Genomic DNA, 23,146 nt, shown 5'->3' with positions numbered 1-23,146 from the left:
CCGGCTCCCCGCCCGCCGCACCGGTGACACTCGAGTGGTTCGGGTTTGGCCACCCGAGAAGCGGCAAGGCGGAACGTCAGGCGCCCAGCAAGCACTGACGAACAGCCCGCCAGGAGTCACCGTCCAGGAAGGCAACCATGTCGACCCTGACCGCAGTTCTCATCATCGCGGCCGTCGTCGTCGCGCTACTGGCGGCCGGTGTCCTGCTCCGGGCCCGCACGGGCTCGGACAACGGCACTCGGTCCCTCAGGCGACGCTTCGGCCCCGAGTACGACCGCACCCTCGAACGGCACGGCGGCGACAGCGAGTCCGCCCACCGCGACCTGAGCGAACGGGTCGAGCGACACGGCGGCATCCGCCCCCTGCCGCTGGAGCCGGCGGTCCGTGAGCACTACACCGCTCAATGGACCATGCTCCAGGAACGTTTCGTCGACGCCCCGCGGCAGGCCGTCGCCGACGCCGACGAGCTGCTCGCACGGATCGCCGCGACCCGGGGATTCCCCGAGCCCGAGCGGCCCGAGGACCAGCTCGCCGCCCTGTCGGTGCACCATCCGCACCATGTGGAGAGCCTGCGCACGGTACGCCGGGCGCTGCGCTCCACCTCCGTCTCCACGGAGGAGCTGCGGGAGGCGCTGGTCGACGCGCGCGCCCTGTTCGAGGGCCTGATGGCGGCCGGGACTCCCGCCGGTACCGGGGGCGCCCGAGCACGCCGGGTGTCCGGGCCGAAGCACGGGCATCTCCTCAATCCGAAGGGAAGTGGTGCGTGATGGCACGCGAGAACCGGGACCGGGGGACAGCGGGCGGGGCCGAGGGAGACGCGCGGTACGGATCCGGAACGCCGAGGACACCGGGCGCGGCGGGGGGTGCCGGCGGACCGGCGCCCGACGCACGCGGGGGAGTCCCCTCCCCGGCCGTGCCCTCCCAGCGCACCGGCCATGCGGCGACACCCCTCTCCGAGCCGTCGGCCAGCGTGCCCCCGCCGCCCACCCCGCCTCCGGCGATGCCGCTGTCGGAGGCGCCGCAGTCCGCCGTCCCGTCCGAGGACCCCGGTGCCACGGGCCGGAGCGGCGGGAGCCGCGCGAACGCTCCCGCCACGCCCCCCGCCGCGCCGCGCGGACGGGACACGACGGGCCGACCGGTCGACGACCGCGGTCCGGTCCCCGGCAACGGTGACGGCCGCGGTCCGGTCCCCGGCAACGGTGACGGCCGCGGTCACGTCCCTGGCGACCGTGGTCAGCACGAGGCCGCCGGTGTGGGCGGTGTGGGCGGTGTGGGCGGTGTGGGCGGTGTGGGCGCCCCTGTGTCCGGTACGGACCAGGGGGCGGCCCCCGACGGCACCGGCCCGGCCGGGCAGCTGCTCGGCGAGGACGAACGCGACCGTCTCGGACAGCGCCTGCACCACGCGCTCGCCGGGTTCGTCGATTCGCCCCGCGACGCGGTGGCCGCGGCGGCCGAGGTCCTCTCCGAGGCGGAGCAGGAGCTCATCGCCGCCTTGAGAGACCGTCGCACCGCGCTGCGGGCGGGCTGGCAGGAGACCGGCGGACCGGACGCCCCGGGCCCCGACACCGAGCAGCTCCGGCTCACCCTGCGGACATACCGCGAGGTGACGGAGCGGCTGCTCCGGGCGTGACCCGGCAGCACCCGCCGCAGCGGACGGAAGCCCCCCGGACCCCGGGGGGTTTCCGTCTGTCCGGGGCCGAAGCCCCCTGGACCCCGGGGGGCTTCCGTTGTCCCGCACCCCGAGCGGTGGCCGACCGGGCCCAAGGCCCCGGGAACCAGGTCGCGCGCGTGTGCGAAGGTAGCCCCGTGACCACTCCGGAGAAGACCGATCACCGCCTCCACCTCGGCTGCATGGGCCTGGGGGGCGGCTGGGACGCGAGCCCCTACACGGCCGCCGACATCGACGCCGCGGAGACCGCCGTCGAGGCGGCCCTCGAGAGCGGCATCACCGCTTTCGACCACGCCGACATCTACCGGCACGGCAAGGCCGAAGCGGTCTTCGGCGAGGTTCTGGCCCGCTCGGCCGGACTGCGCGAGCGGATCACGCTGCAGACCAAGTGCGGTATTCGACTGGCCGAAGGGGACCGGCCGGGCATGTACGACCTGCGGGGCGCCTCCCTCGTCCGTGGCGTCGAACAGAGCCTGGAGCGGCTGCGTACGGACGTCCTCGACGTCCTCCTCCTGCACCGCCCCGACCCGCTGGCCGACCCCGCCGACATCGCCGAAGCCCTGACCTCGCTCCACCGGCAGGGGCTCGTCCGCCGGTTCGGCGTCTCGAACATGAACGCCGCGCAGATCGCCCGGCTCCAGGCCCACTTGGACCTGCCGCTCGTGGCCAACCAGCTGGAGATGAGCCTGCACCGGCGCGCCTGGCTGGAGGACGGTGTCCTCGTCAACACGCCGGAGTCCGCCGCCAACGGGTTCCCCGCAGGAACCGTCGAGCACTGCCTCGCCCACGGCATCGAACTCCAGGCGTGGGGTCCGCTGGCCCAGGGACGCTACACCGGGGCACAGCAGACCCCGCAGGAGACGGCGACCGCCGCGCTCGTGGCCTCGCTCGCGGAGGCCAAGGGCACGACGCCCGAGACGATCGTGCTCTGGTGGCTGCGGCGTCACCCGGCCCGTATCGCCCCCGTCATCGGCACGTCGAACCCGGCGCGCATCCGTGCCTGCCGGGACGCGGCGACGAGCGAGCCCGACCTGAGCCACGACGAGTGGTACACCCTGTGGGTCATGGCCCGGGGTGCCGCGCTGCCGTAGCCGGCCCCGTTCATCTCGCCACCGGGCCGATCCGCCGAGGCGATCCGCCGGGCCGTTCCACCGGCCCGTTTCGGCAACCGGCAACCGGACTTCTCGGTGTGGGCGGTGTGGAACGGGCACACGGGGGAAATCCGACGGACAGGGCGGGAATGCGACAGCCGCGCGGGAGAGAGGGTGGTGGGTGACGTGATCACCAGGGAAAGCACCGGGTACCGGCCGGCACTGTCGGCGAGCGTGTCCTACGACGGCGCCGACACGGGGGACGGGATCATCGCGGCGGCCCGCGACTTCACGGCCGACTTCCTCGCCGCCGCGCCCGCCGGGGGAGCCGGTCCGGTGTCCCGGGACCACCTGGACCTGGCCCGCCTGGTCGTCAGCGAGTTGGTGACCAACGCGGTGCGGCACGCACCGGGCCCCTGCCTGGTGCTTCTCGAACTGTACGAGGACGCCCTGGACATCTCGGTGTTCGACCGGCTCGAAGCCGCCCCCGTGGCCCGTGCCCACGATCCACGGCGCGTCGGCCAGCACGGTCTCGAGATCGTGCTGGCGGTCTGCGAGAGCGTGAGCGTGGAGCCGCAGCGGACCGGGAAGCGCGTCCGGGCCCGTCTCTCCCTCGCGTGACACGCTCAGGAGAAAGGGGATGAATCGGATATTGCGGGCTGGGCATTGTGGAGCGAAGTGGGTCAAAGCGGACTGGGGTGGGATGGCATGACGCACGGTCAGGGATGAGCCGAACGGGCTCGGCCGAGAATATTTTTCATTTCGCCGAGTTTTTTGACATGCTCCGCAGAAGTGGGGGTAGGCGAGGCTCCCACGGGGACCAACGACTGCCGACGGACGAGAGAAGGTCATCAGAGTGCCGACTGCGGTGACGACTGAGAAGAAGACCGATGCCGAGAAGGGTACGGAGGGCCTTCCCGTACTCGAATCTCCCAGCAAGGTCGCTCCGAAGGACGCGCGTGAGCTGTCGAAGCTGTTCTTCGACAGGCTGGCGGCGATGGAGGAGGGGACCCCCGAATACCAGTACGCGCGCAACACGCTGATCGAGATGAACATGTCGCTCGTTCGCTACGCGGCCGGCCGGTTCCGGGCGTCGCGAGCCGACGAGATGGAGGACATCGTCCAGGTCGGCACGATCGGGCTGATCAAGGCCATCGACCGGTTCGACCTCAGCCGGGAGGTGGAGTTCACCAGCTTCGCCATCCCCTACATCGTCGGCGAGATCAAGCGCTTCTTCCGTGACACCTCCTGGGCGGTCCACGTACCGCGCCGGTTGCAGGAAGCCCGGGTGGAGCTGGCCAAGGCGACCGAGGAGCTGAGCTCCCGCCTCGGGCGCGCGCCGACCGTGGCGGAGCTGGCGTCCCTGATGAACCTCTCCGAGGACGAGGTCATCGAGGCGCGGATCGCCTCCAACGGATACAACTCCGCCTCCCTCGACGCCGCCGTCGGCCCCGACGGCGAACAGGACGGCGAGGCCCTCGCCGACTTCATCGGTGTCGAGGACCCGGCTCTCGAGCTCTTCGAGGACTTCCACACGCTCGCGCCGCTGCTCGTAGAGCTCGACGACCGCAGCCGCCGCATCCTGCACCTGCGCTTCGTCGAGGAGCGGACGCAGTCGGAGATCGGCAGCGAGCTCGGCATCTCCCAGATGCACGTCTCGCGCCTGCTCTCCCGCAACCTGGCGCAGCTGCGGAAGGGCATGCTCGACCAGGCCTGAGCACGGTCCACGTCTACGGGACGACCCCGTAGCGGACCCGGAGGAACGGCCTCACCTGAACCAACCGGTGAGGCCGTTCCTCTGTCGTGACGTGATCTCTGTGACGTGTTCTCTGTGGCGTTCTCTCCGAGGTGTCTCGTCGGCGGAGCTGTCCCGTCGGCGACGAGGGGCGTCGTGACAGGGTTCAGCTCGCCTTGCTCGCCTGGCGGCGCATCCGTCGCTTCAACGCCTGTCGCTCGTCCTCGCGCAGGCCGCCCCACACGCCGGTCACCTGGCGGGAGTCGTCCATCGCCCAGCGCAGGCACTCCTCGCGCACGGGGCAGTGACCGCAGATCTCCTTGGCCTCCTCGGCCTGGATGAGAGCCGGTCCGCCGGTCCCCACCGGGAAGAAGAGGTCGGGGTCGACATCCTGACAGGCCGCTCGTTCACGCCAGCTGTCCAGCATCAGTTCCTCCTGTCGTAGGTGTTCGTCTGTCCGTCGCTCGGGAATCCGGTGCCGCGACCGCGCCGCCGTCCGAGCGGCGCCGTACTTCCGCTCGTAACCCCGGACGCGGATTTCACGCCTCCCCTCCGTGAGAGGACGTGAAATAGCGGCCCGAGCCCGCCGCCGAGCCCGTCACCGAGACGGCCACCGGGTCCGACCGCCCCACCGGTCACCGGCCCGAGCCCGGACCCGGATGGCGGACGACCTGAGGTGCGCCCTCCCCTCCGCCCGCATGCTGGAATTCGTCCGCCGGCGCGGAGGAGGCATGGCCTCACGGGCGTGGGGCAGACGGGAGAGGAATCCTGCCGGAAGGGAACCATGGACGCGGCATCACAGCACTCGGCCCCCGTGCCCGCATCGCAAGGAACCGTGACCACGGCGATCCCGGCGCGGTTGGACCGGCTGCCGTGGTCGCGCTGGCACTGGATGATCGTGATCGGCCTGGGCACCGTCTGGATCCTGGACGGACTCGAGGTCACCATCGTCGGCAACATGGCGGGCCGTCTCGCCGAGGAAGGCAGCGGGCTCGACATCACGGCGGCCCAGGTCACCGGAGTCGCGGCCGCCCTGTACGTGGCCGGGGCCTGCTCCGGAGCCCTGTTCTTCGGCTGGCTGACCGACCGTTACGGCCGCAAGAAGCTCTTCATGGTGACCCTCGCCGTCTATCTGGCGGCCACCGCGCTCACCGCGCTCTCCTTCGAGTCCTGGTGGTTCTTCCTCTTCCGCTTCCTCACCGGCTTCGGCATCGGGGGCGAGTACGCCGCCATCAACTCCGCGATCGACGAGCTCATCCCGTCCACGTACCGGGGCCGGGTCGACCTGATCATCAACGGCAGCTACTGGCTCGGGGCGATCGGCGGGGCGCTGCTCTCCGTCGTGATGCTGGACACGGACATCTTCGCCAAGGACGTGGGCTGGCGGCTCAGCTTCGCTCTCGGAGTGGTCCTCGGGCTCGTCATCCTGTTGGTCCGGAAGCACGTTCCCGAGAGTCCACGCTGGCAGTTCATCCACGGCAGGGGCGAGGACGCCGAGAAGCTGGTGTCGACGGTCGAGGAGGAGATCGAGCGGGAACACGGCCGCCCTCTGCCACAGCCGGCCGGTGAGATCACCATCCACGTTCGCAAGAGCATCGGCTTCGGGCTGATCGCCAAGACGGTCTTCCGCCGCTATCCCCGCCGGGCCGTCCTCGGTCTGTCGCTCTTCATCGGCCAGGCGTTCCTCTACAACGCCATCACCTTCGGCTTCGGCTCGATCCTCACGACGTTCTTCGACGTGCCCACCGGCAACACCGGCTACTACTTCGCCGTCATCGCGGCAGGCAACTTCATAGGCCCGCTGCTGCTCGGCAAGCTGTTCGACACGGTCGGACGCCGGATCATGATCTCGTCCACGTACATCCTGTCGGGCCTGCTCCTGTTCGGCACCGCGTGGCTCTTCGACCAGGGCTCCCTCACCGCCACCACGCTCACGGCCTGCTGGTGCGTCGTGCTGTTCTTCGCCTCGGCGGGCGCGTCGAGCGCGTACCTGACCGTCTCGGAGATCTTCCCCATGGAGACCCGGGCGATGGCCATCGCCTTCTTCTACGCCATCGGTACGGCCGCCGGTGGCATCAGCGGCCCGCTGGTCTTCGCGAGCCTCACCGAGTCCGGGGTCGTCTCCGACGCGGTACTGGCCTTCCAGATCGGCGCCGGACTGATGTGCGCCGCGGGGATCGTCGCGGCGTTCCTCGCCGTCAAGGCGGAGCGCCGGTCGCTCGAGGACATCGCCGAGCCCCTCTCCACGGCGCGCCCCCAGGCGTAGCGGAGGCCGCGCCCGGCCGCGGCGCGGTCACGCCCGGCCGCAGGACGGCCCCGGCCCGCCGGTCTTGAAGGCGAAGCCCGCTACGCCGTCGGGGCGGCCCACCTCTCGCGCCTCACGGTCCGCGCCAGAGGTTGGCGAAGGCCGCGTTCTCGATGGTCCGCCTCTGACGTACGGCCTCCAGCTCCATCACCGCGTCGTGGACGGCGGCCACCACGGTCGTCACCGCCTCGTCTTCGAGGCCGGGCTCGTCGCCGGAGCCTTCGCCGTCGAGGCCCAGGACGGAGACGAGGGCGGTCAGGACGGGTTCCCCCTCCGCCCGGCGGGCGGCGGCCCGCCGGCGGGAGGGCGTGTCGGCCGGTTCCACGCGCTCCGAACCGAAGGACAACCGGCCGCTCCGCTTCCGCGTCAGCTCACCGTCCTCCTCCAGCGCGGCCTGGTACGTGGCCGCGAGGTCCCGGCCCCGGCGCCACAGCCAGTCCTCGATCCGCTCGTGGGGCGCCTGCCGGATGAGCCCCGCCTCGGCCTCACCGAGGAGCGGGTCCTCCGGCGCCGGCCGCCCGCCCGGCGCGACGCGGTCGCCGTCCAGGGTGACCGCCCCCGCACCGATGAGGTCGATCAGCTCGGCTCCCGCGAGCGCGAGCGACAGGTCACCCTGGCCGACGGCACGGTCCGGCCGCGGGTCCATGGAGATGAGGAACAGGTCTTTCGCCGTGGTCATGAACGGCTCCCCTCGGAGACATCGACAGAGGCGTGTCCCCACCGGCCGGGCCCGTGTCCGGAGCTCGTACGTCGACGGGGCGACCGCCACGATCAGTATCGCCCCGCCCGGGCGCCCGAGGCCCGCCGCAAGCGATGTTTCCGCCTACGGCATCGGGGGCCTGTGCCCGCCGTCCCGCGGCCCGGGGAGGTTCGACCGGGGGAGACGGGGCACTCGAACCTTCCAAGACCAAGGGGAGTGACCGGACATGACCACAGCAGGTTCGTCCACGGCGGTGGCGAGAAGAGCGGCGCGCGGCGGAGTCGTACGGGCAGGCGCCCGGGTGGGCTTCGCGGCGCGCGGTGTGTTGTACCTCCTGGTAGGAGCCCTGGCCGTACGCATCGGCCTGACCGGCACAAGCGAGCAGGCCGACCGGGGCGGGGCCCTCGCGGAGGTCGTCACGACGCCGTTCGGCGCCGTCCTCCTGTGGGCGCTCGGCATCGGCCTCGCGGGCATGGCGCTGTGGCGCCTGTCGGAGGCGTTCTTCGGCGTCGCCGGGCCCAAGGGCGACCGGCCGGGGAAGCGTGCCCTGTCCGGCGCCCGGTTCGTCTTCTACGCGGTCTCCTCCTTCCTCGTCCTGTCCTTCGCGACGGGCGACCGGGGCAGCGGCGCGGGCTCGACCGACCGGCAGAGCCAGGACGTCACGAGCCGGCTGCTGGAGCTGCCCGGCGGCCCGTGGTGGGTGGGCGCGGTCGCCGCGGGCTTCCTGGGCGCGGGACTGTGGATCGCGGGCCGTGCCGTGCTGCGGAAGTACCGCAAGCGTCTGGCGTGGGAGCGGATGTCCATACCGTCCCGCCGCTTCATGGACGTGACCGGCACGGTGGGCGGCGCCGCACGCGGACTCGTCTTCGCCGCCGTCGGGTTCTTCGGCCTGAAGGCGTCGATCCAGGCCGATCCGGACGAGGCCAAGGGCATGGACGACGCGATCCGCTCGTTCGCGCAGACCCCGGCCGGACCGTGGCTTCTGCTCGCCGTGGCCGTCGGACTCGTCCTCTTCGGGGTGTTCTCCTTCGGCCAGTCCAAGTGGCGCCAGGTCTGACCGGGACGCGTTCCCCGGTCAGGCGAGCAGGTTCACGGCGTGCTGGAACACGAGCGGGAACCGGGCCGCGGCCGGGGCGATCCGGGGCGCCAGCCGGGGCTGGCTCCGGGCCCACAGGAGGGAGCCGGTCAGCAGACGGTACGAGCGGGACAGGCGGCACCACGCACGCTCGTACGCCTGGGGGCGGCCCAGGCGCAGGCAGCGCACCAGCTCCTCGGCCGAGGCCAGGGCGAGCGCGACGCCCTCCCCCGTCAGCGCGTCGACGTACCCTGCCGCGTCGCCCACGAACAGCACCCGGCCGGCCACGCGCGAACAGGCTTGCTGGCGCAGGGGCCCGGCGCCCCGCACCGGTGTCCTCCCGGCCCCCCGAAGCCGGTGGGCCAGGAGGGGGAAGCCGGCCAGCTGCGCGTCGTAGGAGGCGTGCCGGGAGGTGAGGATGGCGACTCCCACCTGCCGGGGCCCCAGCGGGGTGACGTACGCCTCGCCCTCGACGGACCAGTGCACCTCGACCAGATCGCTCCACGGCTCGACGGCGTAGTGGCGCCGCAGCCCGTACCGCGGCAGGTGCCGCCGGGGGTTCGGCCGCACGGTCAGGCCGAGCGCTCGCCGGGTGGGCGAGTGCAGCCCGTCGGCCGCCACCAGGTAGCGGGCGGTCATCCCGTCCGCGTTCACGTGGCCGTCGTGCTGGGTCACCTGGCGGACGCGGTGCGGCACGACCGGAACCCCTAGCTGGGCGGCCCGGGCGGTCAGCGCCTCGTGCAGCAGCGTGCGCCGTACCCCGAGCCCGTACCCCGTACGGAAGACCGCTTCCGCGTGTCGGCCGTCCGCGGCGTCGAGGTACCGGATGCCGCGCAGGACTTGCCCGGACACGCTCACGTCGAGGCTCCCGAGCGCCCGTACCGCCGCGGGCATCAACCCCTCGCCGCAGGCCTTGTCGACGGGGGCGGGCCGCGGCTCGCAGACCACGACGTCGAGGCCGGATCGCGCTCCGTGGATCGCGGTGGCGAGTCCCGCCGGGCCGCCCCCGACGACGAGGAGGTCGATCACAGCGCGGCGCCGGGGGAGGCGAGGGAGCGTGAAGGCGCCAGCGCCGTGTTCTCGCAGCGGATGCGTACGGTCAGGAGCGCCGCGTTCAGGAGCGAGAAGCCCAGGGCCGTCATCCACGCGCTGTGCACGAGGGGGAGGGCCATGCCCTCGACGACCACGGCCACATAGTTGGGGTGCCGCAGGTACCGGTAGGGGCCGGAGGCGACCAGCGGGAGGTCGGGGACGATCAGCACGCGGGTGTGCCAGCGGGGGCCGAGGGTGAGAACGCACCACCACCGCAGGCCCTGGGCGGCGAGGGTGAGGGCGAGCGCGGTCCAGCCGAGGAGCGGCAGGAAGGGCCGGTCGGCGGCCCAGGGCTCGACGAGGCAGCCGAGGAGGAGCGCGGCGTGCAGGAGCACCATGGTCGGGTAGTGCCCGGCGCCGTGTTCGAGGCCACCTCGGGCCCGGCTCCAGGCGCCGTTGCGGCGGGCCACGGCGAGTTCCGCGCCGCGCTCGGCGACGACCAGAAGGACCAGGACGGTGTACGGCGTCATGTCACTCTTCCCAGGCGAGCAGAACGAGTTCGGAGGCGAAGCCGGGCCCCAGGGCGACCATCAGGCCGGTCGTCCCGGCCGGCGGCCGGTCACTAAGGGTGTCGTTCAGGATCTGCAGCACCGACGCGGAGGACAGGTTCCCCGTGGCGGCCAGGGCACGGCGGCTCACGGCCAGGGCCGAGTCCGGCAGTCCGAGCTCCTCCGTGAGCGCGTCCAGGATCCTGGGGCCGCCCGGGTGGCAGATCCACGCCGTGACATCCGTGGGCTTGAGGTCGTGCTCGGCGAGGAAGGACTCGATCTCCTCGGTCACGTGCAGTCGGACGAGTTCGGGAAGTTCAGGACCCAGCACCATGCGGAAGCCCCACTCCCCGACGTCCCAGCCCAGCAGGTGCTCGGTCCCCGGGTACAGACGGCTGCGGGTGGCCACCACCGTCGGTCCGGCGGGGGCGGTCCGGACCGGCGCGGTGGAGGTGGAGTCCCGGCCGCCGCCGGCGGCCACGAGCGCGGCGGCGCCGTCCCCGAACAGACTGCCCGCCACCAGGTTCGCCGCCGACAGGTCCGTGCGCTGCAAGGTCAGTGAGCACAGCTCGGTCGACACCAGGAGGGCGGTGGCATCGGGCCGGACGCCGAGGTGGTCGTGGACGCGGGCCAGCCCGGCGGCCCCTCCGGCACATCCGAGACCGAACAGGGGCATCCGCTTGACGTCGGGCCGCAGGCCGATCCGCGCGGCGACACGGGCCTCCAGGGAGGGGGCCGCGATCCCCGTCACGGTCGTCGACACGACCAGGTCGATCTCCTCCGGGCGCACGCCCGCCTCGACCAGCGCACGCTCGACCGCTTCGGCGGCCAGGTCCGTCGCCAGGTCGATGAAGAGCCGGTTGGTCTCGCCGAAGGTGCCCAGCTCACGGTAGCGATCGAGGGGCAGGGCGAGGTGCCGGGTCTCCACGCCGGCCCCCGCGTGCAGCCGGCGCAGGAGTCCGCCGTCGGCCCCGGCGGGCAGATGGGAGACCAGGTCGTCGGTGATCTCCTGCTGCATGTAGCGGTGCGGAGGGAAGGCCGTGCTCACCGCGAGGACGCGCGTCATTGCTCCAACATAGGGACCGTGGGGCGCCGCCAGCCTGAACCGGGCCGTCACGGGCGCGCCGTCGCCTAGCGTGGTGCGGTGCCCGCGACCACCGATGACGTAGCCGACCGCCCCGCCACCGGAACCGGACGGGGGACCGCCGAACGGTCACCCCTCGTCAGCCTTCTGAAGGCCAGTCACCCCGTGCCGGCGGCGGCGGTCACGGTCCTCACCGCGCTCCTCGCGGGCGCCGTCGGGCTCGGCCCCGCCGCCGGGGCCAGGGCGGTGGCCGCGGTCGCCGTCGGCCAGCTCTCGATCGGCTGGTGCAACGACCGGCTCGACCTGCGGCGCGACCGGGCCGCCGGACGCCGGGACAAGCCCCTGGTCGTGGGTGCGCTCCGGCCGGGCACGGTGGGTACGGCGGCGGTCGTGAGCCTGCTGGTCTGCGTCCCGCTGTCCCTGTCGTGCGGCCTGAGGCCCGGCGTGGTCCACCTCGGCTGCGTCGCGGCCGCGTGGTCCTACAACGGTTGGCTCAAGCACACGGTCGTCTCGTGGCTGCCGTACACCATGGCGTTCGGGCTGCTGCCCGCCTTCCTGACGCTGGCCCTTCCCGGCCATCCGTGGCCGCCCCTGTGGCTGACCGGCGCGGCGGCCCTCCTCGCCACCGGCGCGCACTTCGCCAACGTCCTCCCGGACATCGAGGAGGATCTCGCGGGCGGCGTGCTCGGCCTGCCGCAGAGACTGGGGCGGCGCGCTTCGACGGTGTGGGCCGCCGCCCTGGCGTTCGCCTCCTGTGTGGTGCTGACGGTCGGGCCCACGGGGACCCTGACCCTCGGTGGGGGAATGCTCGTCGCGGTGACCCTGACGTTGTGTCTGGTGGCGGTGTGCGGACCACCCGGCCTCGCCGCCGGCCGCCTGCCGTTCCTGGCCGTCCTGGCCATGGCCGGCGTCGACGCCGTACTCCTCGTCCTTGCCACCCGCCCCCAGACCGTGGGCGGGAGCTGACCGGGGCAGGGGCCGAGGCGCGCGCGTACGGCCCCGACCTCCTCGACGCCGGGGGGACTTCCGCCGTCCCGACTCCTCCGGAGTTCCGCCGCCCTCATATCGGCAGGTGTGTGCAGGAGAGATCGGGGCAGACGGATTCTCGGAGGTTGATAAGCATGGTTCCCCTGATTCTTGTTCTTCTGCTGATACTGCTTCTCTTCGGTGCGGGTTTCGCGCTGAAGGCTCTCTGGTGGGTCGCGGTCATCCTGTTGGTCCTCTGGCTGATCGGCTTCGTCGCTCGCCCGAAGTCCGGCAGGGGCCGCTGGTACCGCTGGTAGGGAGCCCCTCCCCGGCGAAGAAGCGGCATGAATGAGCCGTTCGAAGCGGGGTAAGCGGATTTCGGCGGAACATGAGAGAAGCGCGCGGAGTACGCAGGAGAATCGCTCCGCGCGTCGTACGGAAAGGTAAAGGCGGCGGGAAGTTCCGCGTCGCCCGCGGTTTACCGAAGGAGTTGTTTTCGCGTGACTGAACATACGTGGAGTTACACGTCGACCTCGGGCCACCTGGCCGGTGCCGACCTCACCGGATACAAGGTGGAGGCGACCGACGGGAGCATCGGCAAGGTCGACAAGCACTCCGACGAGGTCGGTGACGCCTACCTGGTCGTCGACACCGGTGTGTGGATCTTCGGGAAGGAGGTCCTCCTCCCGGCCGGCACGGTGACCCGGATCGACCCGGAGGACCGGAAGATCTTCGTCGACCGGACGAAGGAGCAGATCAAGGACGCCCCCGAGTTCCACCGCGACAAGCACCTCGGTGACCCGGGGTACCGCGAGGAACTCGGCATCTACTACGGCCTGCCGTTCGGCGGCCGCCCGTTCTGATCACCCGGCACGACGGCACAGGGGTGTGGGGCCCGAACATCGATGTTCGGGCCCCACACCCCTGTGCCGGTCCCTCTCGGAGGCGCCCGGCGACGCGGCATCCGCGTCGCCGCGCGCCTAACCGGAGATACCTTTCCGAGGGGCCAGCGGGCCACGGAACGGCAGCGTCCGGCTGAGGACGAGATGGGTGGTCGTGCTCCCGAACGCGGCCAGCTCGTCCACGATCTCTTCCAGGTGCGCCATCGACGTGGTCGCCACCTTCATGACGTAGCAGTCGTCTCCGGTGGTACGCAGGCACTCCAGGATCTCGGGGCGCTCCCCGAGCAGCCGGCGCAGCGGCTCGTGCCGGGCCCCCGGCCCCGGGTACTTGAGCCGGACCACCGCCATCACCGGGTATCCGGTCCGCCCCAGGTCCACCTCCGCCCGGTACCCCGTGATCACCCCGGCCGCCTCAAGGCGCCGTACCCGCTCCGTCGTCGCCGAGGTGCTCAGGTTCACCCGCCGGGCCAGCTCCGTGAAGGCCATCCGGCCGTCCCGCTGAAGCTCATCCAGGATCGCCCAGTCCGTGGCATCAAGACTCTCGGTCATCCGGCCAGATTACCGGTGGATCCACGGAGCAACGGCCTCGGCACAGGCAGGAATCCCTTCAGCCTGCCCGTGCGGCCTCACTAGGCTCGGCAGCATGAAGATCGGCGTGAACGTCCTCAACTTCGGCCCCGGAACCGACCCCGGAGTCCTGCGGAACTGGGCCCGGACCGTGGAGGGTCTGGGCTTCGACCTCCTCATGGTCTCGGACCACGTGGCCATCACGCCCGACGTCGCCGAACGCTATCCCGCTCCCTTCTACGAGCCCTTCACCACCCTGTCCTGGCTTGCGGGCCTCACCACCCGTATCCGGCTCGGCACGACCGTCCTCATCGCCCCCTACCGGCACCCGCTGCTCACCGCCCGCATGGCGGCCAACCTGGCCGAGCTGAGCGACGGCCGACTCGTCCTCGGCGTGGGAGTGGGCTGGGCGCGGCAGGAGTTCGCCGCCCTCGGCATCCCCTTCGCCCAGCGGGGACGGCTGACCGACGAGCACCTGCGGGACGTCCGGGCGGCATGGGCGGACACCGCCTCCTACGGAGATCACAGGATCCCGGTCTGGGTCGGCGGCAACAGCGACGCGGGGCTGCGCCGCGCCGTACGGTTCGGCGACGCGTGGCACCCGCTGCGCCCCACCCTGCCGTGGCTGCGCGAAGCCGTCACCAGGATCGAGGCGTACGCGGATGGCCGACGGCTCCCCGTTCCCGCGCTGGCCCCCCGGATCGCGCTCCGGCTCACCCAGGCACCGGTCGACGGACCGGACCGGGTCGCGGGCGAGGGCACCATCGACCAGATCATGGACGACCTCGACCAACTGCGGCTCCTGGGCGCCGAATCCGTCGTCCTCGACCCCTACCACGGCGACCCCCGCACGACCCGCCGCCCGCAGGAGGCCTGGCAGGCCCTCGCCACGGTGGCCGCGCACATCTCACCGTCCCGCACCACGAAGGAGCAGTCATGACCGCACCCGACGACCACGCCCTCCTGCGGCGGGCCATCGCGCTCGCCGTCACGGCGCGCGAGAGCGGCAACCCGCCGTTCGGATCGCTGCTGGCGGGACCGGACGGGACGGTCCTGGCCGAGGAGCACAACACGACCCTCACCGACAGGGACGTCACCGCGCACCCGGAGCTGAAGCTGGCGAGGTGGGCCGCACGGGAACTGGACGCGGGCACGGCGGCGGGCACCACCATGTACACCAGCTGCCAGCCGTGCGGGATGTGCGAGGCGGTTATCCAGCAGGCGGGTCTGCGGCGGGTGGTGTTCGCCCTCTCCAACGACCAGCTCCTGGACATCAGGCCGGGCAGCGGCCGACCGCCCGTGCCGCAGGAAGGCCCCGCGCTGCTCGACGAGGTACGGGCGGCGGTCGAGCCCTACTACCGCTGACCGGCCCGCCGCGCCCGCGGCGAAGCCGGGAGGACGCGGTGCCGTCGATACGGCTTGTGTTCACCGTTGCCGGGCAGACGGGAGACAGGCCTGAGCGACAGGCGTGGCCGGCGGCCGAGGAGGGGCGATGGTGCGGGATCCATCAATGAAAGCAGTCGGGTGGGCGCGTTCGCTGCCCATCAGCAACGGCGTGAAGACGGCGAGGGACTGGACGCGTGAGCATCTGGAGACCCTCGGCTGGGCACGGACGGCGCCTGATCTGATGGACTCGGTCGTGCTGGCCGTGTCCGAGATGGTCACCAACGCCCACGTCCATGCCCGCAGCGACGCCCAGCTCATCCTCGCGTGGGACGAGGAGTGCCTGCACGTGACCGTGCACGACTCCTCGCCCCTGCTGCCCGAACAGCGTCACGCGGGTGACTCGGCCCTCGGCGGGCGGGGGCTGCTGCTGATCGACGCGCTCGCCGACGACTGGGAGACCCGCCCGTGCCCCCGCGGCAAGGACGTCACCGCGTGCTTCCAGCCGCCCCCCTCGACGAAGGGTTAGGCGACCTCGCCCGGTCGGGCAGGTCGTCGCCCCGGGCGTCCGTCGTCAGGCCACGCCTTTGATGCGGCGGACGAGGACGCCGCCGGCCAGGGTGACCAGGGCCGCCGTGGCGTAGAGGCCCGTGTAACCACCGAGGTGGGCGATGATCGGCGAGGCGAGCGCGGGAGCCAGGACCTGGGGGCCGGAGTTGGCGATGTTGATGACGCCGAGGTCCTTGGCGCGGTCGGCGGCCCTCGGCAGGACCTGGGTGACCAGGGCCTGGTCGACGGCGAGGTAGACGCCGTAACCGGCGCCGAGTACGGCCGCTGCCACGAGGGCGGCCGGCCAGGTGTGGACCAGTGCGAGCAGCAGCGCGGCGGCGGCCATGACCAGGGAGCAGAGGACGACGAAGTTCTTGCGGCGCCCGAGGCGGTCGGACAGCACGCCCACGGGGATCGCGGTGAGCGCGGCACTGAGCGTGTAGACCACCGTGAGGATCAGAACGCCGGTGCCGGGGTCGTCGTGGTGGACGGCGTCGGCGAGGAAGTAGAAGAGGTAGAGGGTGCCGAGGGCGTTGCCGAGGTTGACCAGGAACCGGGTGAGCCAGGCCCAGCCGAAGTCGGGGTGCAGCCGGGGGCTCACCCACAACGAGCGGGCGAGAGCGCGGGCGTCGAAGGCGGGACGCGGCGCCCGGGCGAGGGGCGGCTCGGCGTGGCGCAGGACGAAGGGCAGGGCGAGGACGACGGTCAGGACGGCGAGGACGCCATAGCCGGACCGTACCCCGGTGACCAGCAGAGTGGTGATCAGCGCGCCGAGGACCAGGCCGAAGGACTGCATGAGGCCCGTCCAGCCGGAGACCAGCGCGCGCTGGGTGACCGGCACACGGTCGGCGATCGGGGCGGTGACCCCGGCCAGCATCGCGTTCAGGCCCGCCTGAGCCAGACACCAGCCGACGGCCACACCGGCCACGGTGTGCTGGGAGGCGGTGACCGCCAGCCCGGCCGCTCCGGCGAGGGCGCCGCCGAGGATCCAGGGCCGGCGTCGGCCGAACCGGCTCGTGGTCCGGTCCGACCACGCACCGGCGAGCGGGTTGACCACGACCGCGACGAAGGCGCCGAGGCCGGTGACGAGCGAGAGCGCGGTGTTCTTGCCGGCCTGGTCGATGTGCTCCAGCTGGAGGGGCAGCAGGATCTGGATCGGCGTCATGAAGGCCATGAACACGGCGAGCGTGGCCAGCGAGAGGTGCGCCGTCCAGCGTGCCCCGACCGGCGCGGCGGGCTCGGCGAAGTCCACGACGACGGCGCCCACCGCGCCGGCCGGGTCGGCCGTCTCAGCAGGGTCAGCCGCGTCAGCCACGGGGGAGTCCGGCACGATGACTCCCCCTCTCAGGACCGCTGGGAGGCGATCAGGCCTCGGTACCACTCGAAGCTCGCCCTGGGCGTCCGCAGCCCGGTCGCGAAGTCGACCTCGACCAGCCCGAAACGCTGGTGGTAGCCCTCGGCCCACTCGAAGTTGTCGAGCAGCGACCAGGTGAAGTAGCCGCGCACGTCGACCCCGAGGGCCACGGCGCGCGCGACCGCGTCGATGTGCCCCGAGAGGTAGTCGACGCGCGCCCGGTCGTCGAGTCCGGTCGGCTGGGCGCAGCCGTTCTCGGTGATCGTCACCGGTGGAAGGGCGTCGCCGTAGCGGTCCTTGAGGCCGGTGAGCAGCTCGGTGAGGCCGTCCGGGACGACCGGCCAGTCGAACGTGGTCCGCTGGTACGGCTCCTCGGGCTCGGCCAGGTCGAAGGGCAGCAGCGCGGCCGGATCGTTCGGGGCGGTGACCCAGGTCGGGTTGTAGTAGTTGACGCCCAGCCCGTCCAGCGGGGCGGCGATGGCGGCGAGATCACCCTCGCGCACCACTCCTCCCCAGCTCCGGTCGGGCATGCCGTAGGCCGACAGGTCGGGGTAACTCCCGGTCAGGAGTGGATCGTTGAAGAGCCGGTTGTGCAGGACGTCGTAGGCCGACGCCGCCGCCGAGTCCTGGTCCGACCGGGCGTCGGAACGCAGGCGGACGGGCGAGCAGTTGTTCGCGATCAGCACCTGCCCGTCCGGAACGGCGGCCCGCAGCGCCGCCGTCGCGAGGCCGTGGCCGAGCAGTTGGTGGTGGGCGACGGGCAGCGCGTCCAGCATCAGGGCGCGCCCCGGGGCGTGGACCCCGAAGGCGTAGCCGTACGTCATGTGCACGAAGGGCTCGTTGAGGGTGATCCACCGCTTCACCCGGTCGCCGATCCGTTCGCCTGTCACGGCCGCGTACTCGGCGAACCGGTGGGCGGTGTCGCGGTTCAGCCATCCGCCCTCGTCCTCCAGGGCCTGCGGCAGGTCCCAGTGGAAGAGGGTGGGGGTGGGCTCGATCCCGGCGCCGAGCAGCGCGTCGACGAGGCGGTCGTAGAAGTCCAGTCCGCGCGGCTCGACCTTGCCCGTACCGTTCGGCAGGACGCGCGGCCAGGAGATCGAGAACCGGTACGCGTCGAGCCCGAGGCGGCGCATCAGCTCGACGTCCTCGTCGAGGCGGTGGTAGTGGTCGCAGGCGAAGTCGCCGGTGTGGCCGTCGCGGACGGCCCCGGGGCGCCGTACGAACGTGTCCCAGACCGACGGGCCCTTGCCGTCCTCGTCGGCCGCGCCCTCGATCTGGTACGCGGCGGTCGAGGCGCCCCAGACGAATCCGGCCGGCAGCCGGGGGAGGGGGGTGGCATCGATGGGGCTCGTGGTCACAGGCACCTGCCTTCGTTGCTGACGTGAGAGTCGCTCACGTTCCGCCGCCGAGGTGGGCCGCACCGTAACATGAACGTCTGTTCATGTTCTATGGTCCGGGCGCGCCACCGCGTGGCGGACCGCGGCCCGGGGCCGTACGCGCCTCGGAGCGGCTCGACTCACCCCTGCGCGGTCGCAAGCCGCTCGCGGAGGTCCTCCCAGTAGGAGTTCAGCATCCGCTTGAGCTCGTCCACGGTCTCCAGGTCCGGCTCGCCGTCCCCCTTGAACACCTCGTGCAGCACGGCGTTGGCGGCCCAGACCACCATGCGCGTCGCACGCTCCGCGCGCTCACCGCCCGGTCCGCCCGTCAGGTGCTCCACGATGGTCAGCAGGCCCTGGGCGATGAGGGTGTTGCTCGCTTCGTCGGCCCGCGCGAGCTCGGGACTGAGGTGCCGTCCGGCCCAGAGCGTCATTCCGCCCGGCTGGGACCGGAAGACCTCGGCGTAGACATCGACCATCGTGTCGACCAGGTCGGTCAGTTCACCGCCGATCGCCCGCGCGACGAGGGCGTCGATGGCGGCCGCGAAGGCGTCCAGGTACCGCTGTCCGAGGGCGTCCACGACAGCGCTCTTGTCGGGGTAGAACTGGTAGATGCTGCCGACCGGGGTGCCCGCCTCCTCGGCGATCCGCCGCATCGTCAGTGCCTCGTACCCCTCCAGGGAGAGGATCCGGTCGGCCGCGGCGAGGACGGCCTCGACCCGGGCGCGGCTGCGTGCCTGCTGTGGCTGCCTCGGCAGTCGTGACCGCGGCTTCGGCCCCGGTCCCGTCGCTTCCGTCACCCCACGCTCCCGGTCGTCCGACGACGCGAACGTAGCACGCGGCGGGTCGGCCCTCGCGGGGACGGCGCGGCCCTGACCTCCCGGTCAGGGCACGCCGGCGCCGCGAGGCCCGTCCCGCCGGTCCTCGCGTTCCCTCCCCTGCGGTCAGGAGACGGGGGCGGCGAGGGCGTCACGGGCCGCCTGTTCGGCCTTTGCGCGGTCCTCGGGGACGAGGCCGATGCGGGTGCGGCGGTCGAGGAGGTCGCCGGTGTCGAGGGCGCCTTCGTGGCGCACGGCCCACAGCAGTTCGGCGCCGGTGACGGGGTGGCCGGGGACGACGGGTACGGCGAGCGCGGGGTCGTCGAGACCGAGGGCGTGTACGGCCGGTGCCTCGCAGCCGTAGCGGTGGACGAGGCGCGGCGGGACGTCCAGAGCGGCGAGGGTCCGGGGCCGGGCCGCGCCGACGAGGGGCACGGACGTGGTGCGGCACGGGCCGGCGGCGACGCCCCCGGCCGTCACGGCCGCGTCGACGGCGTCCTGGGCCATGCGACGGTAGGTGGTCAGCTTGCCGCCGACGACCGTGACGACGCCGTCGGGCGAGGTGAGTACGGCGTGCCTGCGGGAGATGTCGGCGGTGCGGCCACCGGCGTCCCGGGTGTCGAGAAGGGGGCGCAGGCCCGCGAAGGCCCCGACCACGTCGGCGCGGTGGACGGTGACGTCGAGCGCGGAGCCGAGCACGTCGAGCAGGAAACCGATGTCGGTCTCGGGAACCTCCGGCACGTCGGGGATGTCGCCGTCGACGGGCTCGTCCGTGAGTCCGACGTACACGCGTCCGTCGCCCTGGGGCAGGACCAGGACGAAACGGTTGGCCTCGCCGGGGATCGGGATGTGCAGACCGGCGGAGAGCCGGCCCAGGTCCTCGGAGCGCAGGACGAGATGGGTGCCGCGGGAGGGCCGCAGGCGTACGTCGTCGACGAGGCCGCCCGCCCACACCCCGGCCGCGTTGATGACGGTGCGCGCGCGGATGCGCAGCTGCTCGCCGGTGGTCTCGTCGCGGGCCACCGCGCCGTCGCGGTGGAGTTCGAGGGCCCGGGTGCGGGTGAGGACGCGGGCGCCGTGGGCGGCCGCGGTCCGGGCGATGGCGGTCACCAGACGGGCGTCGTCGGAGAGCCGGCCGTCCCAGGAGAGCAGTCCGCCGCGCAGTCCGGTGGGGCGCAGGGCGGGGGCGAGGTGGCGGGTCTCGACGGCGGTCAGCGTACGAGGTCGGGGGAGTGTGCCGCGCGAGGTACGGGCGCCGACGCGCAGCAGGTCGCCCGCGAGGAACCCGGCGCGGGCGAGCGCTGCCTGGCCGCGGCTGACGAGCGGGGTGAGGGGCAGCACGAAGGGCTGGGCGCGTACGAGATGGGGGGCGGTGCGCTCCATCAGGATGCCGCGTTCGACAGCGCTCTCGTGGGCCACGTCGAGTTGCCCGGAGGCGAGATAGCGCAGGCCGCCGTGGATCAGTTTGGAGCTCCACCGGGAGGTGCCGAACGCGAGGTCGTGGGCGTCGATCGCGGCGACGGTGAGTCCGCGGGTGGCCGCGTCGAGCGCGGCGCCGGCTCCGGTGGCGCCGAGTCCGACGACGAGTACGTCGACGACGGCGCCGTCGGCGAGCCGCTCCAGTTCGGCGCGGCGGCGCTCGGCGTTGAGCGAGGAGCCGGGCAGGGCGGTGTTGCTCGTCGTGGTCATGGCGTCAGGGCCCTCTCCAGCAGGGTGCGCAGCTCGCCGAGGAAGGCGGCTTCGCTCAGGTCGGGATCGGTCTCGTCGGTCATGGTGCGCAGGGAGAGCGTGAAGGACTGGACGATGAGGAGCAGGGACCGGGCCTGCAGCTCCGGCCGGACGCGGCGTACGGAGCCGTCCTCGTGGCCCTCCTCCAGTGCCGTGTGGAGGAGCCCGAGCAGGGCGTCCTGGCTGGCGCCCCGCCGGTCGAGCACGTACGGCAGCAGCAGCTCGGGGTCGACGTCCAGGATCTTGAGGAACAGCGGGTGGGTCCTGAACGCCGCGGCTCCCGCGACGAGCCCTTCGACGATCCGCTCCCGTTCGGGCCGGTCCTCGTCGGAGGGCGGCATGGCGCCCGCCGCGACGCCGATCCACTCACGGGTCATCAGGTCGCCGACGAGGCTGCGTACGTCGGGCCACCGCCGGTACAGCGTCATCCGGGAGACGCCCGCGCGCCGGGCGACATCGGTGAGGGTGGTGCGCCGCACGCCGACGGCGAGCACGCAGTCGCGTGCGGCGTCGAGTACGGGATCTGCGTCCGCATGGTTGTGACGAATGGGCGTCATCTGTCACAGTGTAATACCAGTACGGCCGAGCGGCAGCGCCGTCCGTGAAACAGACCGTGAGGAACCTTTCAACGTGGACATGTTGTGGAGCGGCTGGGGAGACCCGGCCAAGGCGGCGCCGCTGCCCGAATCGGTGACCGGCCTGCTGCGTGACCTGCTCGGCGTCACCCCGCGCGACAGCGGCCCGCCCGCACTCGACGGCATCGAGACGCCCGCTCCGGCACTCACCGACGAGGCCCGGGCCGCGCTGCGCACCGCGCTCGCCGCGCCGGACGGACTGCGGGAGGACGCGGAGAGCCGCCTCCGGCACACCCGGGGCAAGTCCACCCCCGACCTGCTGCGCATCCGCGCGGGCGAGGTCGACGACGACATCCCCGAGGCCGTCGTGCTGCCGAGCAGCCACGACGAGGTCCTCGCCGTCCTGCGCGCGTGCGTCGCCCACGGCCTCGCCGCCGTCCCGTTCGGCGGCGGAACCTCCGTCGTCGGCGGCCTCGCCCCGACCACGAAGCGGTCGTTCGTCGCCCTCGACCTGCGACGCCTCGACGGGCTCCTCGCCCTCGACGAGGTCTCGCGCACCGCGACGCTCCAGCCCGGGCTGCGCGGCCCGCAGTGCGAGGCGCTGCTCAACGAGCGGGGCTGGACGCTCGGACACTTCCCGCAGTCCTTCGAATGGGCGACCGTCGGAGGCTTCGCAGCGGCCCGCTCCAGCGGCCAGGCGTCCGCCGGATACGGCCGCTTCGACGAGATGGTCCTCGCCCTCACCGTCGCCACCCCCGAAGGCACCCTCGAGACCGGCCGGGCCCCGCGCTCGGCCGCCGGACCCGACCTGCGACAGCTGGTCCTCGGCTCCGAAGGCGCCCTCGGAGTGATCACCGCGGTGACCGTCCGCATCCGCCCCCTGCCGACCAGCCGGGTCTACGAGGGCTGGCGCTTCGCCTCCTTCGAGGCGGGCACGGCAGCGCTGCGCCGACTCGCCCAGGACGGCCCCCGCCCCACGGTGCTGCGGCTGTCCGACGAGACGGAGACCTTCGTCGGGCTGGCGCAGCCGGACGCCATCGGCAGCACCGAACTCCCGCGGAACCCGGGCTGCGTGGCCATCGTCGGGTACGAGGGCACCGACGAGGACACGGCCGTCCGGCGGGCCACCGCCCGCGAGGTCCTCCTCGCCTGCGAGGGCGAGTTCATCGGCGAGGAGCCCGGCGACCGCTGGGAGCACGGCCGGTACAACGCGCCCTACCTGCGCGACGCGCTGCTCGACGCCGGCGCGTTCGCCGAGACCCTGGAGACGGCGGCCTTCTGGTCGGCGATCCCCGGCCTGTACACGGCGGTGCGCGACGCGCTGACGAGCACCCTCACCGAGGCCGGCACGCCCCCGCTCGTCATGTGCCACATCTCGCACACGTACGAGAACGGCGCCTCCCTGTACTTCACCGTCGTCTCCGCACAGGGCGAGGACGCCGTCGCCCACTGGGCACCGGCGAAGCGGGCGGCCAACGACGCCATCCTCGCGGCGGGCGGCACCATCAGCCACCACCACGGCGTGGGCACCGACCACCGCGACTGGTACGCCCGCGAGATCGGCCCCCTCGGCATCCGTATGCTGCAGGCCGTCAAGGCCGAGGTCGACCCGTCCGGCGTGCTGAACCCCGGAGTCCTCGTCCCCCTCCGCTGAACCCCCCCGCCCGCGCCGCCCCGCCAGTCCCGCCG

The 23,146-nt window shown here is 72.6% G+C and carries 25 protein-coding genes; 14 read left to right on the top strand and 11 right to left on the bottom strand.

Annotated features, from left to right (window positions below; all coding sequences use genetic code 11):
• The first annotated feature begins 137 nt into the window (after nt 1-137).
• The 5 genes from ACRRSS_RS20595 to ACRRSS_RS20575 all read left to right on the top strand — a co-directional run bounded on the left by ACRRSS_RS20595 (nt 138) and on the right by ACRRSS_RS20575 (nt 4,477).
• Nucleotides 138-767 carry a hypothetical protein gene (locus ACRRSS_RS20595; RefSeq protein ID WP_435972587.1) on the top strand — a complete coding sequence of 210 codons (630 nt, stop codon included), beginning with the start codon at nt 138-140 and terminating at the stop codon, nt 765-767.
• A gap of 146 nt (nt 768-913) precedes the next feature.
• A complete protein-coding gene (locus tag ACRRSS_RS20590; RefSeq protein WP_435972586.1) occupies nt 914-1,630 on the top strand; it encodes a hypothetical protein in 717 nt (238 codons plus the stop codon).
• A 176-nt stretch (nt 1,631-1,806) separates the two neighbouring features.
• On the top strand, nt 1,807-2,760 hold the full coding sequence (locus ACRRSS_RS20585; protein ID WP_435972585.1) for an aldo/keto reductase: 954 nt from the start codon (nt 1,807-1,809) through the stop codon (nt 2,758-2,760).
• Nucleotides 2,761-2,946: 186 nt separating this feature from the next.
• Complete coding sequence (locus tag ACRRSS_RS20580; RefSeq protein ID WP_435972584.1) at nt 2,947-3,381, top strand: ATP-binding protein; 435 nt, start codon at nt 2,947-2,949, stop codon at nt 3,379-3,381.
• Nucleotides 3,382-3,628: 247 nt separating this feature from the next.
• Nucleotides 3,629-4,477 carry an RNA polymerase sigma factor SigF gene (locus tag ACRRSS_RS20575; RefSeq protein ID WP_435972583.1) on the top strand — a complete coding sequence of 283 codons (849 nt, stop codon included), beginning with the start codon at nt 3,629-3,631 and terminating at the stop codon, nt 4,475-4,477.
• Nucleotides 4,478-4,661: 184 nt separating this feature from the next.
• Here ACRRSS_RS20575 and ACRRSS_RS20570 read toward each other — a convergent pair whose 3' ends face one another.
• Complete coding sequence (locus tag ACRRSS_RS20570; RefSeq protein ID WP_435975382.1) at nt 4,662-4,919, bottom strand: WhiB family transcriptional regulator; 258 nt, start codon at nt 4,917-4,919, stop codon at nt 4,662-4,664.
• Between the two features lie 360 nt (nt 4,920-5,279).
• Between ACRRSS_RS20570 and ACRRSS_RS20565 the strand changes: the two genes are divergently transcribed.
• Entirely contained in the window at nt 5,280-6,761 is a 1,482-nt protein-coding gene (locus tag ACRRSS_RS20565) for an MFS transporter (RefSeq protein WP_435972582.1), read from the top strand.
• Between the two features lie 112 nt (nt 6,762-6,873).
• Here the strand turns inward: ACRRSS_RS20565 and ACRRSS_RS20560 are convergent, their stop codons facing one another.
• Nucleotides 6,874-7,479, bottom strand: coding sequence for a GOLPH3/VPS74 family protein (locus ACRRSS_RS20560; RefSeq protein ID WP_435972581.1), 606 nt, complete (start codon nt 7,477-7,479; stop codon nt 6,874-6,876).
• A gap of 247 nt (nt 7,480-7,726) precedes the next feature.
• On the opposite strand from ACRRSS_RS20560, the gene ACRRSS_RS20555 reads away from it, so the two are divergent.
• Nucleotides 7,727-8,557: a DUF1206 domain-containing protein gene (locus ACRRSS_RS20555; protein WP_435972580.1), complete on the top strand. Its 831-nt coding sequence runs from the start codon at nt 7,727-7,729 to the stop codon at nt 8,555-8,557.
• Between the two features lie 18 nt (nt 8,558-8,575).
• Here the strand turns inward: ACRRSS_RS20555 and ACRRSS_RS20550 are convergent, their stop codons facing one another.
• Genes ACRRSS_RS20550 through ACRRSS_RS20540 form a run of 3 tightly spaced genes read right to left on the bottom strand, consistent with a single transcriptional unit; the run spans nt 8,576 to nt 11,221 of the window.
• Nucleotides 8,576-9,604, bottom strand: coding sequence for an NAD(P)/FAD-dependent oxidoreductase (locus ACRRSS_RS20550; protein WP_435972579.1), 1,029 nt, complete (start codon nt 9,602-9,604; stop codon nt 8,576-8,578).
• A complete protein-coding gene (locus ACRRSS_RS20545) occupies nt 9,601-10,137 on the bottom strand; it encodes an isoprenylcysteine carboxyl methyltransferase family protein (RefSeq protein WP_435972578.1) in 537 nt (178 codons plus the stop codon). The genes ACRRSS_RS20550 and ACRRSS_RS20545 overlap by 4 nt, the downstream gene beginning before the upstream one ends.
• A gap of 1 nt (nt 10,138) precedes the next feature.
• Nucleotides 10,139-11,221, bottom strand: a complete 1,083-nt coding sequence (locus tag ACRRSS_RS20540; protein ID WP_435972577.1) for a type III polyketide synthase — start codon at nt 11,219-11,221, stop codon at nt 10,139-10,141.
• Between the two features lie 78 nt (nt 11,222-11,299).
• Here ACRRSS_RS20540 and ACRRSS_RS20535 point away from each other — a divergent pair, with 78 nt between their 5' ends.
• From ACRRSS_RS20535 to ACRRSS_RS20525, 3 genes are all read left to right on the top strand, one after another.
• Nucleotides 11,300-12,205, top strand: coding sequence for a UbiA family prenyltransferase (locus ACRRSS_RS20535; RefSeq protein WP_435972576.1), 906 nt, complete (start codon nt 11,300-11,302; stop codon nt 12,203-12,205).
• A 155-nt stretch (nt 12,206-12,360) separates the two neighbouring features.
• Complete coding sequence (locus ACRRSS_RS20530) at nt 12,361-12,522, top strand: DUF5670 family protein (protein WP_435972575.1); 162 nt, start codon at nt 12,361-12,363, stop codon at nt 12,520-12,522.
• A gap of 183 nt (nt 12,523-12,705) precedes the next feature.
• Nucleotides 12,706-13,068, top strand: coding sequence for a PRC-barrel domain-containing protein (locus ACRRSS_RS20525; protein ID WP_435972574.1), 363 nt, complete (start codon nt 12,706-12,708; stop codon nt 13,066-13,068).
• 117 nt (nt 13,069-13,185) lie between these two features.
• Here the strand turns inward: ACRRSS_RS20525 and ACRRSS_RS20520 are convergent, their stop codons facing one another.
• Nucleotides 13,186-13,656, bottom strand: a complete 471-nt coding sequence (locus tag ACRRSS_RS20520; RefSeq protein ID WP_435972573.1) for an Lrp/AsnC family transcriptional regulator — start codon at nt 13,654-13,656, stop codon at nt 13,186-13,188.
• A gap of 94 nt (nt 13,657-13,750) precedes the next feature.
• On the opposite strand from ACRRSS_RS20520, the gene ACRRSS_RS20515 reads away from it, so the two are divergent.
• The 3 genes from ACRRSS_RS20515 (at nt 13,751) to ACRRSS_RS20505 (ending at nt 15,586) form a co-directional block, all read left to right on the top strand.
• Nucleotides 13,751-14,614: an LLM class flavin-dependent oxidoreductase gene (locus tag ACRRSS_RS20515; protein ID WP_435972572.1), complete on the top strand. Its 864-nt coding sequence runs from the start codon at nt 13,751-13,753 to the stop codon at nt 14,612-14,614.
• A complete protein-coding gene (locus ACRRSS_RS20510) occupies nt 14,611-15,039 on the top strand; it encodes a nucleoside deaminase (RefSeq protein ID WP_435972571.1) in 429 nt (142 codons plus the stop codon). The genes ACRRSS_RS20515 and ACRRSS_RS20510 overlap by 4 nt, the downstream gene beginning before the upstream one ends.
• Nucleotides 15,040-15,166: 127 nt before the next feature.
• Nucleotides 15,167-15,586, top strand: coding sequence for an ATP-binding protein (locus ACRRSS_RS20505; RefSeq protein WP_435972570.1), 420 nt, complete (start codon nt 15,167-15,169; stop codon nt 15,584-15,586).
• Between the two features lie 45 nt (nt 15,587-15,631).
• Here the strand turns inward: ACRRSS_RS20505 and ACRRSS_RS20500 are convergent, their stop codons facing one another.
• From ACRRSS_RS20500 to ACRRSS_RS20480, 5 genes are all read right to left on the bottom strand, one after another.
• Entirely contained in the window at nt 15,632-16,921 is a 1,290-nt protein-coding gene (locus tag ACRRSS_RS20500; RefSeq protein WP_435972569.1) for an MFS transporter, read from the bottom strand.
• Nucleotides 16,922-16,950: 29 nt separating this feature from the next.
• Nucleotides 16,951-18,324, bottom strand: a complete 1,374-nt coding sequence (locus tag ACRRSS_RS20495) for a GH1 family beta-glucosidase (protein ID WP_435972568.1) — start codon at nt 18,322-18,324, stop codon at nt 16,951-16,953.
• Nucleotides 18,325-18,476: 152 nt separating this feature from the next.
• Complete coding sequence (locus ACRRSS_RS20490; RefSeq protein ID WP_435972567.1) at nt 18,477-19,136, bottom strand: TetR/AcrR family transcriptional regulator; 660 nt, start codon at nt 19,134-19,136, stop codon at nt 18,477-18,479.
• 144 nt (nt 19,137-19,280) lie between these two features.
• Entirely contained in the window at nt 19,281-20,843 is a 1,563-nt protein-coding gene (locus ACRRSS_RS20485) for a glycerol-3-phosphate dehydrogenase/oxidase (protein WP_435972566.1), read from the bottom strand.
• On the bottom strand, nt 20,840-21,439 hold the full coding sequence (locus ACRRSS_RS20480; protein ID WP_435972565.1) for a TetR/AcrR family transcriptional regulator: 600 nt from the start codon (nt 21,437-21,439) through the stop codon (nt 20,840-20,842). Before ACRRSS_RS20480 ends, ACRRSS_RS20485 begins: the two co-directional genes overlap by 4 nt.
• A gap of 73 nt (nt 21,440-21,512) precedes the next feature.
• Between ACRRSS_RS20480 and ACRRSS_RS20475 the strand changes: the two genes are divergently transcribed.
• Nucleotides 21,513-23,111: an FAD-binding oxidoreductase gene (locus ACRRSS_RS20475; RefSeq protein WP_435972564.1), complete on the top strand. Its 1,599-nt coding sequence runs from the start codon at nt 21,513-21,515 to the stop codon at nt 23,109-23,111.
• The last annotated feature ends 35 nt before the right edge of the window (nt 23,112-23,146 follow it).

The organism is Streptomyces sp. Qhu_M48 (assembly GCF_051305195.1).
Lineage (GTDB): Bacteria > Actinomycetota > Actinomycetes > Streptomycetales > Streptomycetaceae > Streptomyces.
Note: the sequence above shows the minus strand (reverse complement) of the source record. Positions and strands in the feature narration are given on the sequence as shown.